Source organism: Methylobacterium sp. Leaf469 (assembly GCF_001424745.1).
In the GTDB taxonomy this organism is placed as follows: domain Bacteria; phylum Pseudomonadota; class Alphaproteobacteria; order Rhizobiales; family Beijerinckiaceae; genus Methylobacterium.
The window spans coordinates 75,797-91,929 of the sequence record NZ_LMRE01000043.1 but is presented as its reverse complement, the minus strand read 5'-3'; the positions used below and the strand labels follow the sequence as shown (position 1 = coordinate 91,929).

The 16,133-nt window shown below is 68.2% G+C and carries 9 protein-coding genes; 8 read left to right on the top strand and 1 reads right to left on the bottom strand.

The window, feature by feature from the left end; translation table 11 throughout:
• The first annotated feature begins 92 nt into the window (after positions 1 to 92).
• From ASG60_RS18650 to ASG60_RS18640, 3 genes are all read left to right on the top strand, one after another.
• Positions 93 to 4,709 (top strand): MupA/Atu3671 family FMN-dependent luciferase-like monooxygenase, encoded by a 4,617-nt coding sequence (locus tag ASG60_RS18650; protein WP_082531833.1) that lies wholly within the window; start codon positions 93 to 95, stop codon positions 4,707 to 4,709.
• A 395-nt stretch (positions 4,710 to 5,104) separates the two neighbouring features.
• Complete coding sequence (locus tag ASG60_RS18645; protein ID WP_162244808.1) at positions 5,105 to 6,430, top strand: polysaccharide biosynthesis/export family protein; 1,326 nt, start codon at positions 5,105 to 5,107, stop codon at positions 6,428 to 6,430.
• Between the two features lie 118 nt (positions 6,431 to 6,548).
• The gene (locus ASG60_RS18640; protein WP_056387081.1) at positions 6,549 to 8,291 is read left to right on the top strand and encodes a tyrosine-protein kinase domain-containing protein; all 1,743 of its coding nucleotides are present in this window, start codon (positions 6,549 to 6,551) and stop codon (positions 8,289 to 8,291) included.
• A gap of 146 nt (positions 8,292 to 8,437) precedes the next feature.
• Here ASG60_RS18640 and ASG60_RS18635 read toward each other — a convergent pair whose 3' ends face one another.
• The gene (locus ASG60_RS18635; RefSeq protein WP_056167296.1) at positions 8,438 to 8,653 is read right to left on the bottom strand and encodes a hypothetical protein; all 216 of its coding nucleotides are present in this window, start codon (positions 8,651 to 8,653) and stop codon (positions 8,438 to 8,440) included.
• A gap of 1,634 nt (positions 8,654 to 10,287) precedes the next feature.
• Between ASG60_RS18635 and ASG60_RS18630 the strand changes: the two genes are divergently transcribed.
• The 5 genes from ASG60_RS18630 to ASG60_RS18610 all read left to right on the top strand — a co-directional run bounded on the left by ASG60_RS18630 (position 10,288) and on the right by ASG60_RS18610 (position 16,036).
• Complete coding sequence (locus ASG60_RS18630; RefSeq protein ID WP_082479327.1) at positions 10,288 to 11,082, top strand: response regulator transcription factor; 795 nt, start codon at positions 10,288 to 10,290, stop codon at positions 11,080 to 11,082.
• A gap of 243 nt (positions 11,083 to 11,325) precedes the next feature.
• Positions 11,326 to 13,086 (top strand): ubiquinone-dependent pyruvate dehydrogenase, encoded by a 1,761-nt coding sequence (gene poxB, locus ASG60_RS18625; protein ID WP_056387079.1) that lies wholly within the window; start codon positions 11,326 to 11,328, stop codon positions 13,084 to 13,086.
• 75 nt (positions 13,087 to 13,161) lie between these two features.
• Entirely contained in the window at positions 13,162 to 13,905 is a 744-nt protein-coding gene (locus ASG60_RS18620) for a (Fe-S)-binding protein (RefSeq protein ID WP_056167303.1), read from the top strand.
• Complete coding sequence (locus tag ASG60_RS18615; protein ID WP_056387077.1) at positions 13,902 to 15,446, top strand: lactate utilization protein B; 1,545 nt, start codon at positions 13,902 to 13,904, stop codon at positions 15,444 to 15,446. The genes ASG60_RS18620 and ASG60_RS18615 overlap by 4 nt, the downstream gene beginning before the upstream one ends.
• The gene (locus ASG60_RS18610) at positions 15,443 to 16,036 is read left to right on the top strand and encodes an LUD domain-containing protein (RefSeq protein WP_056267332.1); all 594 of its coding nucleotides are present in this window, start codon (positions 15,443 to 15,445) and stop codon (positions 16,034 to 16,036) included. Before ASG60_RS18615 ends, ASG60_RS18610 begins: the two co-directional genes overlap by 4 nt.
• The last annotated feature ends 97 nt before the right edge of the window (positions 16,037 to 16,133 follow it).

Below are 16,133 nucleotides of genomic sequence, written 5' to 3'. Positions count from 1 at the left end.
GACCTAGACCGGAGGCGGCCCGGCTCGAAAAAGGCCCCGGACACGGGCCGCAGCCGTTTGGGCCAGCGCATTCCGAACCGAGGTGACGTGCGATGAGGGCTCCCTCCGAAATCCGGCTCGTTCTCATGGGCGACCAGTCTCTGCTCGTGCAGTGCGGCGCGATCGCGCTCCACCGCGGGTACCGCGTGAGGGCGGTGGTCACGGGGAGCGATGCGGTCGCGCGCTGGGCCGAGGGCGTCGGGTTGAGCGTCGTCGGCGCGGAGGGCGAGGTCGCGGCCTCGCTGGCCGAGTTCGACTACGACTGGTTCCTCTCCATCGCGAACCTGCGCATCGTGCCCCGCAGCGTCTGGGGCAGAGCCCTGGAGGGAGCGGCGAACTTCCACGACGGTCCGCTACCGCACTACGCCGGCGTCAACACACCGGCCTGGGCGATCCTGAACGGCGAGACGGCGCACGCGATCACTTGGCACGCCATGACCGACACGATCGATGCGGGCGGTATCTACGTCGCGCGCCACTTCGACATCGCCCCGGACGAGACCGGTTTCACCCTCAACAGCCGCTGCTTCGAGGCCGGGATCGAAGCTTTCGGCGAATTGCTCGATCGGATCGAGGCGGGCGGGCTCGTGCCCCGGCCGCAGGATGCGGGCGCCCTCACGATGTACCGCCGGCATCGGCGCCCGGCCGCCGCCGGTCTGCTCCGGTTCGACCGGTCCGGCGCCGATCTCGCCAGGTTCGCCCGCGCCCTCGATTTCGGGCCCGGATACGCCAATCCCCTGGTGACTCCGAAGATCCGCATCGGCGCGGACGCCTACGCGGTCGCCTCCGTGGCGCCCACCGGCGCATTGACGCTGTCGCCCCCCGGGACGGTGCTGGGCGTCGATTCGGACGGGCTCACGGTGGCGGCCCTGGACCAGGCCATTCGGATCGAGGGTTTGACCGATGGGGACGGCGCACCCGTGAATCCAGACACACGGTGTGCCGTCGGCGATACCCTGGGGGTGCCGGATGCCGACGAACTCGAACGCCTCGCCGCCATGACGGATGGGGCGGCCCGCAACGAGGCCTGGACGCGGGCACGCCTCGCCAGTCTGGCACCGCTGGCACTGCCGGAGATCCGGCCCCCGGGGACGGGCGCGGCGGTCATGCGGAGCCTGCCGCTCGCGCTGCCGCCGGAGCTGTCGGGCGTCCGCGCCATCGCGGCGCTCGCCGCCTATCTCGCCCGCGTCTCCGGGGAGCCCCGCTTCGACGTCGCCTACGCGGACGCGACGGTGGGGGCGGCCGGGCGCACCGATCCGGGGCTGTTCGCCGCCGTCCAGCCGATGCGGATCGAGGCCGAGGGCGTGTCCGGGGCGGCCCTGGAACGCGCGGTCGCGGCCGAGATCGCCTCCCTGCGGGCGCATGCCACCGCTTTCGCCGACCTGCCACGGCGTACCCCGGGGCTCTCCCCCTCGCGCTACGGGATCGGCCTCGTCGAGGCCACAGCCCCCGCGCCGGAGCACGCGCTCCCGGATTGTCCGCTCACCCTGGTGGCGGGCACGGGGCAGGCCTTGATCGTCTACGATGCCGGTCGCCTGCCGGCGGCGGAGGCCGAGGCCCTGGCCGAGCGTCTCGAGACATTGGCGGCCGCCTACGCGGCCGAACCCGATCGTCCGGTGGAGGACCTTCCGCTGATCTCGGAGGCGTTGCGCGAGCGGATGCTGTTCGACTGGAACAGCACCGGGACGGCGTACGACGAGACCGCCTGCCTCCACACGCTGATCGAGCGCCAGGTCGATCGCACGCCCGATGCCACCGCTCTCGTGTGCGGTACACAGACCTTGCGCTACCGCGACCTCGACGCGCGCGCCAACCGGGTCGCCCACGCGCTTCGGGCCCATGGCGTCGGGCCGGACCAGCCCGTCGGGCTCTACGTCGCCCGGGGGCTCGACCTCGTGGTCGGGGCGCTGGCGATCCAGAAGGCCGGCGGCGCCTACGTGCCCCTCGACCCCGACTACCCGCGCGAGCGCCTCGCCCTGATGATCGCGGATAGCGGCCTGTCCGTCGTCCTCACACAGGAGGCCCTCGCCGGTCTGGTGCCGGGCACGCCCGGGACGGTTCTGTCCATCGAGGACGCCGACGCGACGGATCTCCCGGAAACTCGCCCCGAATCCGGCGTCACGGCGGCGCACGCCGCCTATGTCATCTACACCTCGGGTTCGACGGGGCGTCCGAAGGGCGTGGTGATCGAGCATCGCAACGTCGCGAATTTCTTTACCGGCATGGATGCGCGGATCGCACACGACGAGGCTGAGCCGACTTGGCTCGCTGTGACGAGCCTGTCCTTCGACATCTCGGTGCTGGAATTGTTCTGGACCCTCGCGCGCGGCTTCAAGGTCGTCGTCGCCGCGGCCCCGACCGGTGCGGCACGGGCGCGAACTGCCGGTCCGATGGCCTTCAGCCTGTTCCACTGGGGCCAATCGGACCGGTCCGACGCGCAGATGTATCATCTGCTCCTGGAGAGCGCGCGCTTTGCCGACGCCCACGGCTTCACGGCGGTCTGGACCCCCGAGCGCCACTTCCACGATTTCGGTGCGCCCTACCCGAACCCGGCGGTGACCGGTGCGGCGGTGGCGGCGGTGACGCGGCGGGTCGAGATCCGGGGCGGCAGCTGCGTCCTGCCCCTGCATCATCCGGCCCGCGTCGCCGAGGAATGGGCGGTGGTGGACAACCTCAGCGGGGGACGTGCCGGCATCGCCTTCGCGTCCGGCTGGATGCCCGAGGATTTCGTGCTGCGGCCCGAGAATGCGCCGCCGCGCAACAAGGAGGCCCTCCTGCGCGATGTCGAGACCGTGCGGCGCCTGTGGCGCGGCGAGGCCGTGCCGTTCGAGGCGCCCGGCGGAGGAACGGTCGACGTGGTGACGCAGCCGCGCCCGGTCCGGAGAGAGTTGCCGGTCTGGATCACCACCGCCGGCAACCCCGAGAGCTTTCGCGAGGCCGGACGCCTCGGCGCCAACCTGCTGACCCATCTGCTCGGGCAGTCCATCGACGAACTGGCCGAGAAGATCGCCCTCTATCGCGGCGCCCTGGTCGAGGCCGGCCACGACCCGGCCGCCCACACCGTCACGCTGATGCTCCACACGTTCCTCGGTGAGGACCGGGACGCCGTGCGGGCGCTGACGCGGGAACCGATGCGGGACTACCTGCGCAGTGCCGCGGCCCTCATCAAGCAGTACGCCTGGGCATTCCCGGCCTTCAAACGCCCGACCGGCATCACCCAGCCGATGGCCATAGACCTGCGGGCCGTCGCCCCGGAGGAGATGGACGCGATCCTCGATTTCGCCTTCGAACGCTACTTCGAGGACAGCGGCCTGTTCGGAACCGAGGCCGACGCCCTGGCGCGGGTGGCGCAGCTCAAGGACGTCGGCGTCGACGAGATCGCCTGCCTCATCGATTTCGGCCTCGCGACCGCGACCGTGCTCGACGGCCTCCGCCCGCTCGCCGCCGTGGTGGCCGCCTGCAACGTCCCTTCCTCGGCAACGAGCGAGCCCGAAGGGCTCGGCACACAGATCCGGCGGAACCGGGTCACGCACCTGCAATGCACGCCGTCCATGGCCGGCATGATGCTGATGGCGCCCGAGGACCGGGCGGCGCTGGCGGGCTTGTCCCACCTCTACGTCGGCGGCGAGGTGCTGTCCGGGGATCTGCTCGCCGATCTGCGGGCGGCGGGCATTGCCGAGATCACCAACATGTACGGCCCGACCGAGACGACGATCTGGTCCGCGACGCAGGAGGCCGTGGCCTGCGCCGGGACGGTGCCCCTCGGCCGCCCCATCGCCAACACGCGGCTCTACGTCCTCGACGCGCGGATGCGGCCCATGCCACCCCGCTGCCCGGGCGAACTCTACATCGGGGGCGCCGGGGTCGCGCGGGGCTACCTCGATCGCCCGGACCTCACGGCCGAGCGCTTCCTCGACGATCCCTTCGTGTCGGGCGGACGGCTCTACCGGACCGGCGATCTGGCGCAGTTCGAGGCGGACGGCACCCTGCATTTCCTCGGACGCCTCGACCATCAGGTGAAGCTGCGCGGCCACCGGATCGAACTCGGGGAGATCGAGGCGGCCCTGCGGGCCTGTCCGGGGGTGCGTGAGGCGGTCGTCACCGTGCGGGAGGACAGGCCGGGCGATCAGCGCCTCGTCGGCTACCTCGTCCCGGACGGGCCGGCCCCGGCGGCGGAGACGTTGCACACAGCGCTCGGCCGCACCCTGCCGGAGATCATGGTCCCGACCCATTTCGTCGCCCTCGACCGCCTTCCGCTGACGCCCAACGCCAAGATCGACCGCAAGGCGCTGCCGGCGCCCGTCGCGGCGATGGTGGCGCCCGCGGTCGCGGAGGCCGGCGAGCCGGGCAACGCCCTCGAAGTCGCGATCGCCGAGATCTTCCGCCGGGTGCTCGGCCTGGAGCGGGTCGGTCCGGGCGACAGCTTCTTCGCCCTGGGCGGTCACTCGCTCCTCGCGGTTCAGGCCCATCGCGACCTGAAGGCCGGCCTCGCGCCCCGTCTCGCCATCACCGACCTGTTCCGCTTCCCCACGGCACGGGCGCTGGCCCGCCACCTCGCCGACGGCGCCGCCGCCGGAGCGGCGCTGGCGAGCGTCTCCGACCGTGCCGCCCAGCGGCGCAACGCGCTCCGGGCCCGCGCGGGTTCGGTGCGCGATACGGCATCCGGCTGAAGCGGCCGGACGCCGTATCGCTGAGCCGGCGGAGCGTCCCAAATCACCGGGGCGTCTCAGGTCGGCGGCGTTCCCGAGCGAAGGGGGCACGCCGGGTTCCGACGACACCCGCGATGCCCATCGACGGCATGCGGACCGGCCATCACGGGGCCGGCTTCACGGCGAGCGATTCGCCGGGGGCCGGCCCTACGCCGTCCCGGAGATCCCGGCTGGAAGTCACCGTGCGACCGCCCCGCGCCGGGCCCTCAGTCCAAGGGGGTAGTCCCGGCCCCATTGGACGGATCCCTGTCCCACGGGTGATCCGTCCTTTGCGCTCCGATCCTCGAATGGCCGAGTCCGGGCCCGATCTTGGCCGCAGCTATGATCCTCCGGCGACCGGCAGCGATGGGTTGGCCATGTTCCCCTCAAGCATCACCTCGTCCGTCAATCACCTGCGCGCCGCCCTGTGCCTCGGGCTGTGCGTCATCGGATCGACCCCGCTTCGGGCCACCGATGCCGTGCAGTACCGGCTCGGCGCCCAGGACCGCCTGCGCATCCACGTCTACGAATGGCCGGCCCTCACCGGCGAATTCACCGTCGGCGCGGACGGGCTGATCTCGCTGCCGCTCATCGGCGACGTGCCGGTCTCCGGCCTCCAGCCGGCCGACCTCGCCCAGGAGATCTCGACGCGCCTCAGGACGCGGGCTGGCCTGTCGGAACCGCCGAACACCGCCGTCGGGGTGGCGCAGTACCGCCCCTACTACATCATCGGAAGCGTCGAGCGCTCGGGCGAGTACGCCTATCGGCCGGGCATGCTGGTGCTCAACGCCGTCAGCATCGCCGGGGGGGCCTACCGCCGGCCGGACGCAATGACCTTCTCGGTGGTCCAGGAGCGGCTGAAGACCGAGGGCGAGCTGCCGATCCTCGCCCAGAAGAGCCGGGAACTCGCCGCCCGCGAGACGCGGCTCAAGGCCGAGATCGCCTGGCTCGAGAAACCGGCCGCCATCGGTGGGGCGGAGGCCGCGCCTGAGACCGCGCCGGGCCTTTCCGGCAGCGAACAGTCGATGCTGCGCGCTCAGCGCGGGCACCAGCAGAGCGAATTGCGGGCCCTGCAGCAGTCCATCACCCTGCATCAAGACGAGATCGTCTCCCTCAAGGGACAGCGCGAGGCGACGGAGAAGCTCCGGCAGTCGGTCCTGCGCGAGCTTGCCGAAGTGCGTGATCTCATCGTCCGTGGCCTGACCGCGACGTCGCGCGTCCTGCCGCTGGAGCGCACCCTGGCCCAGATCGAGCGCGAGCAGAAGGAGTTCGACACCCTGGCCCTGCGGGCCCGCCAGAACATCAACACCGCCGAGCGGACCCTCGCCACCGTTCGCTCCGAGCGTACGGTGGCCGCCCTGCGCGACCTTCTGGAAACCCAGACGCAGATCACCGAGACCAACGGCCGGATCGCCTCGGCGGAGCGCATCGTGCGCGAAAGCCTCGCTCAGGCCGGCGAAGGCACCTTGAGCGCTCGGGGCGAGCCCACCGTGCACTTCACGTTCTCGGTCGTGCGGGTCGAGGATGGCGAGACCCGGGAGTTCGAGGCGTTCGAGACGACGCCCGTGCTGCCCGGGGACATCCTCAAGGTGCAGCTGCAGCGCCGCGAGGGATCGACGCCCGCCATGGCTCAGACCCGCCCCCCGGTCCCGCGCGTCGCCGAGGAGGCGCGGGCGAAGCGCACCGCCGACGTGGTGCGCTGAAACCGTCGAGGGAGAGCCGGGCGCCGGACGCTCCGCGGCAGGTATTCATACGGGCAACCCGGGGCGAAACGGCCCTGACGCCCCCGACGAAACCCGCTTCAATCGAAGGCCGAGAACGATGCTGCACGTCAAGGGAAGTCCCGCCAGCCTCGTGGGCAACCCGCTCTTCCTCGGGGGGGAGGGCGAAACGATCGACTGGCGCTGGATGATGAGCGCGGTCCACCGCCGGCTCGGTCTCATCGTCAAGCTGGCGCTGGTCTGCGCGGCGCTGGCGGCGGTCTACGTCGTCATGCGACCGGTGATCTACAAGTCGCACACCCAACTCCTGCTGACGAACCTGAAGCTGACCTTCAGCCGGGACGACGCGCTCTTCGCCGAATCGCTGCCCGATCCGTCCTTCCTCGAGACGCAGATGCAGATCGTGCGCTCCGAGAGGATCGCCCTTGCGGTGGTCGATCGTCTGCGGCTCGCCGAGAGCAGCACGGAGATGCCCGGTCTCGTCGAGCGGCTCCGTGAAGGCGCCGCGAGCTGGGTCTCCGGGCTCATCCCCGAAGAACCGGACGGTGCGGCACGCAGCCCCCTCGACGGCGCATTGCGCGGCATCGCGGAGGCGCTCCAGCCCGCCGCAGCGGATGGGCCCCGCAACCCGGGGGAGATGCGTCGCGCTGCCATGCGACGGCTGCAGCAGGATTACAGCGTCGAACGGGTCGGCATGAGCAACATCGTGATGATCGTCGCCACCGCCCCGGATCCCGAAGAGGCGGCGCGGATCGCCAACGAGATCGCTCGAGCCTATGTCGACGATCAGGTCGCCGCGCGGATCGAGGCGGCGCAATCGGCGAGCATCTGGCTGCGCGAGCGTCTGCGCGATGTCGGGCCGAAGACGCGCATCATCGCCCAGGGCGCCCCTCCCACCGACAAGAGCAACCCGCGCGGTCTCCTGATCGTCGCGCTCGCGGCCTTGGCCGGATGCGCCTTCGGGGTCACCTACGCCCTGCTGCGGCAGATGCTCGACCGCACCGTGCAGAGCCCCGAGCAGATCGTGCGGGCCACCGGGGCCGAATGTCTCGGCATCGTGCCGCGGCTGCACCGTGTCGCGCGGTTGCGCAGCTGGCGCGAGCGCCTGCGCCGCAAGGGCCCGTTGCTGCGGCAGCTTCCGCTCAGCGGCTACGCCGCGAAGCATCCGTTCTCGGCCTTCGCCCAGACCATGAGCCACGCCAAGGTCGCCATCGACGCGGGCCTCGCCGGCCGGGCTCCGCGCTGGATCGGTGTGACTTCGACCTTCCCGGGGGAGGGCGCCTCCACGGTGGCCGCCAACCTCGCGCACGTCATCGCGGCGTGCGGCGAGCGGGTGCTGCTCATCGACTGCAACGCCACGGATTCCGGGCTCACGAAGCGGCTGCTGCGCCAGTCGCAGGACGGCCTGATCGAATGCCTCGCGGTCGGCAAGGCGCGGCCCGCCGACCTCGTGCAGACCGACCCCGCGGACGGGCTCCACTTCCTGCCCATCGGCCACGCCACGTCCCACTGCAGCGCGCCGATCTGGACCGAGGCGATGCACACCCTGCTCAAGGGGACGAAGAAGGACTACGATTACGTCATCTGCGACCTCGCCCCCCTCGCGTCCGGCGCCGAGGTGCGAGCGGCGGTACAGTATCTCGGCGGCGTCATCCTGGTCGCGGGCTGGGGACAGGTCGAGGCGGAGCATCTGGGTATCGGCGTCGCGCAAGCCGGCCTGCTTCGGGACAAGCTGCTGGGCACCGTCCTCAATCGGGTGAACGTCGCCGCACTCCGCCGTGCGGGCTCCCCGGCCGCCGCCTTCCTGTACCGTGCGAGCGGCCGGGCCGGTGCTCGCGCCTGATCGGTGCATTGGATCGGACCGGCGGACCCGGTCTCATTTCCCCGGTGCTTCCGGGGCAGCGGGTTGCCGTCCATGCCGGGCGGTCAGGCGGATGCCCAGCGGTCAGGCGGATGCGGGGGCTCGGCCTGTCTGATGGGCGATGTCGCTCAGACCGGCACACGCTTCCTGACGATGCCGTCCGCGTCCCGGACGACGAGGAACCAGCCCCGGCCGGCCCCCTCCAATTCACCGGAGGCGCGCATCTCCTCGACGCCGGAGACGACCTGTTCGAGCGCGCACGCAAGATCGGCCGCCAGAACGCCCTCCTCGTCGCGGATCGCCTCACGCTTGTTCTCGAGGTCGAAGTGAAAGCGAGACTGCAATTCAACCTCCCATGGATGCAGGCTGCATCTCGACAACGGGAAGAATACCTTCGTATCCGGAGAAGGCTCCCGTACCAAATCCGACCGATACTCATCAGATCATATAAATTAATTTACTGTCTGATATTGATCAGGCCGATATCATTGCAATATACTTCCGAGGCATGCACTTTGGAGGTACGGACCGGTATCACGGTCTCATCCCGATCGACGTGCGTCGGTAGGCCCACCCTGCACGATCCACGCGCAAGCTGCACCGGAGAACGCGCATCGAGATCGCGATGCACATCGGATCCCGTCGTTCCCCAAGGCGAGCCGCAGGCGGTTCGGCCCGAGTATGGACATCGATCCTGTCGCCCCGGAGGCGAGACTTATACGAGCCAGGCCAGTGCCTTCTACCCCGGATAAGGGGCTCGAGTGCGCGATCTATTTGCGGAGATCCAGTGCCGTCGAGCGGCACAGGCGACGCGCCATGGCATCTAGGGCTGATTGTCGTTCGATTTCCCGCTCCGCGACAGGCGCTTCAAAATCTTGCGGAGATGCGCGCGCACTGCCTCACGCTCATCGGCGATGGGGTCCGGTGTGGAACTACCATTGTCATGAACGAGGGCCCACATCGGCTCAGACCTCCCTTGAAATCTGTCGTCGGGATTAGAACACCCGGGATATCCGTACGTCCAAAAGCAGACATCAAATGCAGCGATGTTTCGCCGTAAGACGGACACTATCATCTCGCAACGGAGAATTTAAGTCTCAAGGCGAGCGAATCCCAAGCCCGCCACCGGATGCGGCATGTTTCGGGTGCGGATGATTACTGACTTCGTCTCTGCATGCGGGCGATCGGCTGTTCAGCCCACGGTGACGCCGGCCACTGGGGCGCGGCGAAACCGGATGAGGCCCGCCGTCGACGGTGCCTCGGCGAAGCGTTGGGCGAACGTGGAGGCGATACGGCAGATGAGGACCGCCAGGGTGGCCCCCAGCCGTAGCGGTCGCTCGCGCCCACCGCCACGAGGGCGGCGAAGGCGAGATCGAGTATGAGGTTGTGGAGCAGGCAGAGAGCGTAGGAGCCGTCGCCGAGGGGCGGCAGGCGGTGCACGATGCGCGGCAGGCGCCCGTCGGGATGCCGGGGAAACCCAGCAACGCCCTACACAGGAAGCCGGCGATCGCGACGGGTGGAAGCGGGGGCGGCAGTGGACGACCGTTGCGTCATCAGTATCGCCGTCGACTGCCGCCCCCAGGAACTCGAACTGAAGCGTATGGGTCGGCCCCGCGAAGGACGATCCTTTTTCCCGATGATGAGAAACCGACAGAAGACATGGCTCCTACGAATGGGTTTGTCGTCCGCGGCTGGAGAAATGCGATAGGCACCATTTCATCGAAAACACGGCCGAGACTGCATTCGGTGATTCCATCCCAAGGCATTCGACCAGACGAACACCAGGACAAGGACGCGAATACGCCAAAAGGGGTAATGAGTTAGCTTGACAAATCCGTTAAGATTTCACTAACATCTCTCATCGCCGATGGCGTGTCGGATCGTGGAGATGGGTACGAGCGTCAAGGCTCGGGCAAAAACTAAAAATTGTTAGAAAATAGTATTGGTATCTAGATTTATATTAAAGAGGGGCTTTATCATGAGCAATATTGATATTGTGCGTGCCGGCCTCTCGTCCGGACAAAATTTCAAGTTCGAAAGTCACTTGAATCGTCATCATACGCTCCCCTCGGAGAATGACCTGACGGCGGCCGGCGTGGTTCTGGCCAACGCGATCGGCAACACGATCATTCTGATCGATCGCCGTCCTCTGGTCGGACAGTGCCTCCTCGCCTCGCTTCGCACTGCCGACAAGATCTCGACCTTCGAACTGTATCCAAGTCTCGACCAATGGAAGAGCGAGGTCTCGCGTCTGGCTGCCTGCCTCGTGGTGTTCTGCCTGCCTGGACACCAGGCGGCGGACGCGGACCTCGCCGCCATCAGCCACGACCTGGCCGAGCTCGGCGCCTGGAACGAGACGATCCCGACCATGGTGATGTCGGACAGCGAGAGCCCCGAAACCATCGTCAAGATTCTTCAGTTGGGCGTGAAGGGCTATATCCCGACGACCAGCTCCCTCGACGTTGCCGTGCAGGCCCTGCATCTCGTCCGTGCCGGCGGCGTCTATGTGCCCGCGGCCTGCATGCTGAACGCCCTGGCCAACGCTTCCGCGAAGCCACAACCGGTGAGGACGGACGATGAAGCGTTTTCCCCGCGACAGATGAGCGTCGCCCGCGCCCTGCGGAAAGGCACGCCGAACAAGATCATCGCATACGAACTCAACATGTGCGAGAGTACCGTAAAGGTTCACGTTCGCAACATAATGAAGAAGCTCAAGGCCAAGAACCGCACCGAGGTCGCCTACCTCACGAACAAATACTTTACCAACGAATAGCTGTCGGTGACGATACCCTCCGGGTGCTCGTCTCGGAGCGTCCGAGGTCGTTGCGCGGTGCAAGAACCGGCTGCGGCGACGTTCGGCGCAGACACTTCGGGGTTTGGCCGCGCACCACCTCCGTCCGCCGGCAATTTCCGCGACGGCCCGGCGGACAGCGCGCTTGACTTTGCCGCAACGCAGCAATCCGGGAACGCGCGGCGATCCCGTACGGTTTGAAATCCCAGCAGAGGGATCAAGCCCATGAAGATCGTCACCGTCGCAGACCTTATCGTCGAGACCCTCGAGCAGGCGGGCGTCGGCCGGATCTACGGCCTCGTCGGCGACAGCCTGAACGCCCTGACGGAATCCCTGCGGGCCCGCGACACCATCGAGTGGGTGCATGTGCGCCACGAGGAGGTCGCGGCTTTCGCGGCCGGAGCGGAGAGCCAGATCACCGGCGCACTCTCCGTTTGTGCCGGCTCGTGCGGCCCGGGCAACCTGCACCTCATCAACGGCCTGTTCGATTGCCATCGCTCGCGGGCGCCGGTGCTTGCCATCGCGGCCCACATCCCGTCTGCCGAGATCGGCTCCGGGTACTTCCAGGAGACCCACCCCGAAAACCTGTTCCGCGAATGCAGCCATTACTGCGAGATGGTCTCGGACCCCTCGCAACTGCCACAGGTTCTGGAGAACGCCATGCGGGCGGCCATCGGGCTGTCCGGCGTCGCCGTGGTGGTGATCCCGGGCGATGTCGCCCTGAAGGACGCGCCGGAGCGGGACATCGCGCCGAATGCCGGCCTGATTCCGAGAAAGCCGATGGTGCGCCCCGCCACCCGGGAACTCGACGCCTTGGCCGACCTCCTCAACGGTTCGCGCCGCGTCACACTCCTGTGCGGTCGGGGCTGCGCCGGAGCGCATGCCGAGTTGCTGCAGCTCGCCGAGACCCTGAAGAGCCCCATCGTCCACGCGCTCGGCGGCAAGGAGTTCGTCGAGTACGACAACCCCTACGATGTCGGCATGACGGGCCTCATCGGCTTCTCGTCGGGCTACGCCGCCATCATGGGCTGCGATACCCTGCTGATGCTCGGCACCGACTTTCCCTACCGGCAGTTCTACCCGACGGATGCGAAGATCGCCCAGGTGGATCTCCGCCCCGAACAGCTCGGCCGCCGGTGCAAGCTCGATCTCGGCCTCGTCGGCGACGTGAAGGACACGATCGCGGCCCTGATGCCGAAGCTCGCCCCGAAGGACGACCGCAAGCACCTCGACGCGGCGCTCAAGCACTACGCCAAGGCCCGCGAGGACCTGGACGACCTCGCCACCGGCGCCCCGAAGAAGGGCTGGTTCGGACTGAAGGCCGGAACGAACCACATCCACCCGCAATACCTCACCAAGCTCCTGAGCGAAGCGGCCGCCGAGGACGCGGTCTTCACCGCCGATGTCGGCACGCCGACGATCTGGGCGGCGCGCTACCTCAAGATGAACGGCAAGCGCCGCCTGCTGGGTTCGTGGGTCCACGGTTCCATGGCCAACGCCATGGCGCAGGGCATCGGTGCGCAGGCGGCGCAGCCGGGGCGGCAGGTGGTCTCGCTCTCGGGCGATGGCGGCTTCACCATGCTGATGGGCGACCTGCTGACGCTGCGACAGGAGAAGCTCCCCCTGAAGGTGGTGGTGTTCAACAACGGCACGCTGGGCTTCGTCGAGATGGAGATGAAGGCTGCCGGTTACATCGAGACCGGGGTCGCCCTCGACAATCCGGACTTTGCCGCCATGGCCCGGGGTGCGGGCATCCATGCCGTACGGGTCGAGGACCCGGCCGAACTGGAGGACGCCGTGCGGGAGGTACTGGCCCATGACGGCCCCGCGCTCCTCGACGTGGTGGTGGCCCGCCAGGAGCTGTCGATGCCGCCCAAGATCGACGGTCAGCAGGTCAAGGGGTTCAGCCTCTACGTCATGCGTGCGGTCATGAGCGGGCGCGGCGATTCCGTCCTCGACCTCGCCAAGACGAACTTGCTTCGCTAGAACCGGAACCATCGTTTCGAATGTTTCCAGGGTGGGCGGCGCTCCGGCGCCGCCCACGAAATGAAGAAAAACGCCATGCGCATCGGACTGTTCGTGCCGTGCTACGTCGATGCCTTCGAGCCGGAGGTGGGCATCGCCACCCTCGAACTGCTCGAACGCTTCGGCCTCGACGTCCATTACCCGTTCGACCAGACCTGCTGCGGCCAGCCGATGACCAACACCGGCTGCCATGCCGAGGCGGCCGCCACCGAAGCCTTGTTCGTGAAGAACTTCACCGGGTTCGACTACGTCGTCACGCCGTCGGGCTCGTGCGCGCATCAGGTCCGCGAGCACCTGACCGCCATCCCGCAGACGGACGACGTGAAGGATGTCCGGGCAAAGACCTTCGAACTGGTGGAATTCCTGCACGACATCCTGAAGGTCGAGGAATTCCCCTGGGCCTCCTTCCCGCACAAGGTCGGCTACCACTCGAACTGCAACGCCCTGCGGGGCATCCACCACGCCCGGCCGTCCGAGCTGAACAAGCCCTACTACTCCAAGCCCCTCGACCTCCTCAGCAAGGTCAAGGGCATCGAGATCGTCACGCCCGCCCGCCCCGACGAGTGCTGCGGCTTCGGCGGCACCTTCTCGGTGTTCGAGCCGGCCGTCTCGGCCAAGATGGGCTACGACAAGGTGACCGACCACGCCCAGGCCGGCGCCGCCTACGTGGTCTCGGCCGATTCCTCCTGCATGATGCACCAGAAGGGCTGCGCCGCCCGGCTCGGCACGCCCCTGAAGTTCATCCACATCGCCCGCATCCTCAACGGAGCCGCCGCATGAGCATTGAGGATCAGGGCCTGCGCGAGACGGCTCTCGAGAGCGACCACGGCCAGGACGGCCGGCGCCTCCAGCACGCGGAAGCCGCGACGAAGCCTGTGGCGGTGAAGGCGCCCCGCGAACCGCAGCCGCGCGGCGCGAAGATCCGCGGCGACCGGCCCATCGACCAGGCAGAGGCCGCCGAGCGCTTTCTGGCCGCCCCCCTGCACCAGAAGGCGCACGACGCCCGCCTGTGGGACCTGCGCGGCAAGCGCGATGTCGCGGCCTTCGGCATTCCCGAATGGGAGGAGCTTCGCGAACTCGCCTCCCGGATCAAGACCCACACCCTGTCGAACCTCGACCGATACCTCGAGGAGTTCGAGGCGAACGCCCGGGCCAACGGTGTTCACGTCCACTGGGCGGCGGACGGGGCCGACCACAACCGCATCGTCCACGGCATTCTCCAGGATCACGGCGCGAAGACGCTGATCAAGTCCAAATCCATGCTCACGGAGGAGTGCGGCTTTCGCCATTACATGGCCGGCACCGGCATCGAAGTGATCGAGACCGATCTCGGCGAGCGCATCCAGCAACTCGACAACGAGGAGCCGAGCCACGTCGTCGTGCCGGCGGTGCACAAGACCCGGTTCGACGTGGCGGAAGTCTTCGCCCGGACCATGGGCACCGACCCGGAGAACGACGACGCCCACTACCTGGCCGAGAGCCAGCGCATGCACACGCGTCCCCTTATCCTGGAGGCGGATGCGGGGATGACCGGCTGCAACTTCGCCATCGCGGAAACCGGCACCGTCGTCACCTGCACCAACGAGGGCAATGCCGACCTCTCGGGCAACGTGCCCAAGCTTCAGATCCACTCCATCGGCATCGAGAAGCTGATCCCGCGCATCGAGCATCTCGGCGTGTTCATCCGCCTGCTGTCGCGCTCGGCGCTGGGCTCGCCGATCACCCAGTACACTTCGCATTTCAGGGGGCCGCGTGAAGGCACCGAAATGCACATGGTGCTGGTCGACAACGGCCGTTCCGAGCGCCTCGGGATGGAGGAGTTCTGGACCTCGCTCAAATGCATCCGCTGCGGCGCCTGCATGAACACCTGCCCGGTCTACCGGCGCTCGGGCGGCCTGTCCTACGGCGCCACCTATTCGGGGCCCATCGGGCTCATCATCGACCCGACCTTCAACAAGCGCAAGTATTCGACCCTGCCGTTCTCCTCGACCATGAACGGCTCCTGCACCAACGTCTGCCCGGTGAAGATCAACATTCACGAGCAGATCTTCGCGTGGCGCAAGGTCCTGGCCGAGGAGCACCAGATTCCGCTCCTGAAGCAGGGAATGATGAAGGCGGCGGGTCAGGTGTTGAGCCGGCCGGCCGCCTACCGTGCCGCCATCGGGGCGGCCGATTCGGCCCTCAGGGCCCTGCCGCGCTTCGCCGTCTACAACCCGCTCAACACCTGGGGGAAGGGCCGCGAGATGCCCGAGACCCCGCGCCAGAGCTTCCATAGCTGGTACAAGCAGAACCGGATGACCAAGCAGGACGGCGCCAAATGAGCGCCCGTGACGACACCCTGGCCCGCATCCGGAAGAACCGCCCGGCGGGCGACCATCCCCTGCCGGAGGTGCCGGTGTTTCCCCCCCTCGTGGGCGACGACCACGTGGCGGAGTTCGGCGAGCGCCTGAAGCGCATGGGCGGCCGCATCGCCGCCCCGGTCCCAGGCGCCGATCCGTTCGCCGCCGTGCGCGAGCGTCTCGACACGGCGGCCGTCATCGCCTCCGCCGTGCCGGAGATCACGGGAAACCGTGATCTCGGAGCGGTCGCCCGCCCGCAGGACCTCGCCGACGTCGATGTCGCCATCGTGCGCGCGGTGTTCGGTGTCGCCGAGACCGGCTCGGTGCTGTTCACCCAGGACGAGTTGCAGGTGAACGCCGTGGCCTACCTCGCCCAGCACCTCGTGGTGTTGCTCGATCCGGCCGATATCCTGGTCAACATCCAGGCGGCCTATCGCCGGCCCGATTTCGGCCGCGCCGCCTACGCCGTGCTCCATACCGGCCCTTCGGCCACCGCCGATATCGAGGGTGTGCTGATCCATGGGGCGCAGGGCGTGCGCTCCCTCACGGTGATCCTGCTGCCCCGGGCCTGAGCGATCCGCGCATGGCGCGCGGGAAGGGCAGCGGTGGCTCGATCGCGGAGCTTTTCCGTCCGAACGGGCGTAAACCTTGCACCCGTGCGGGCACAAA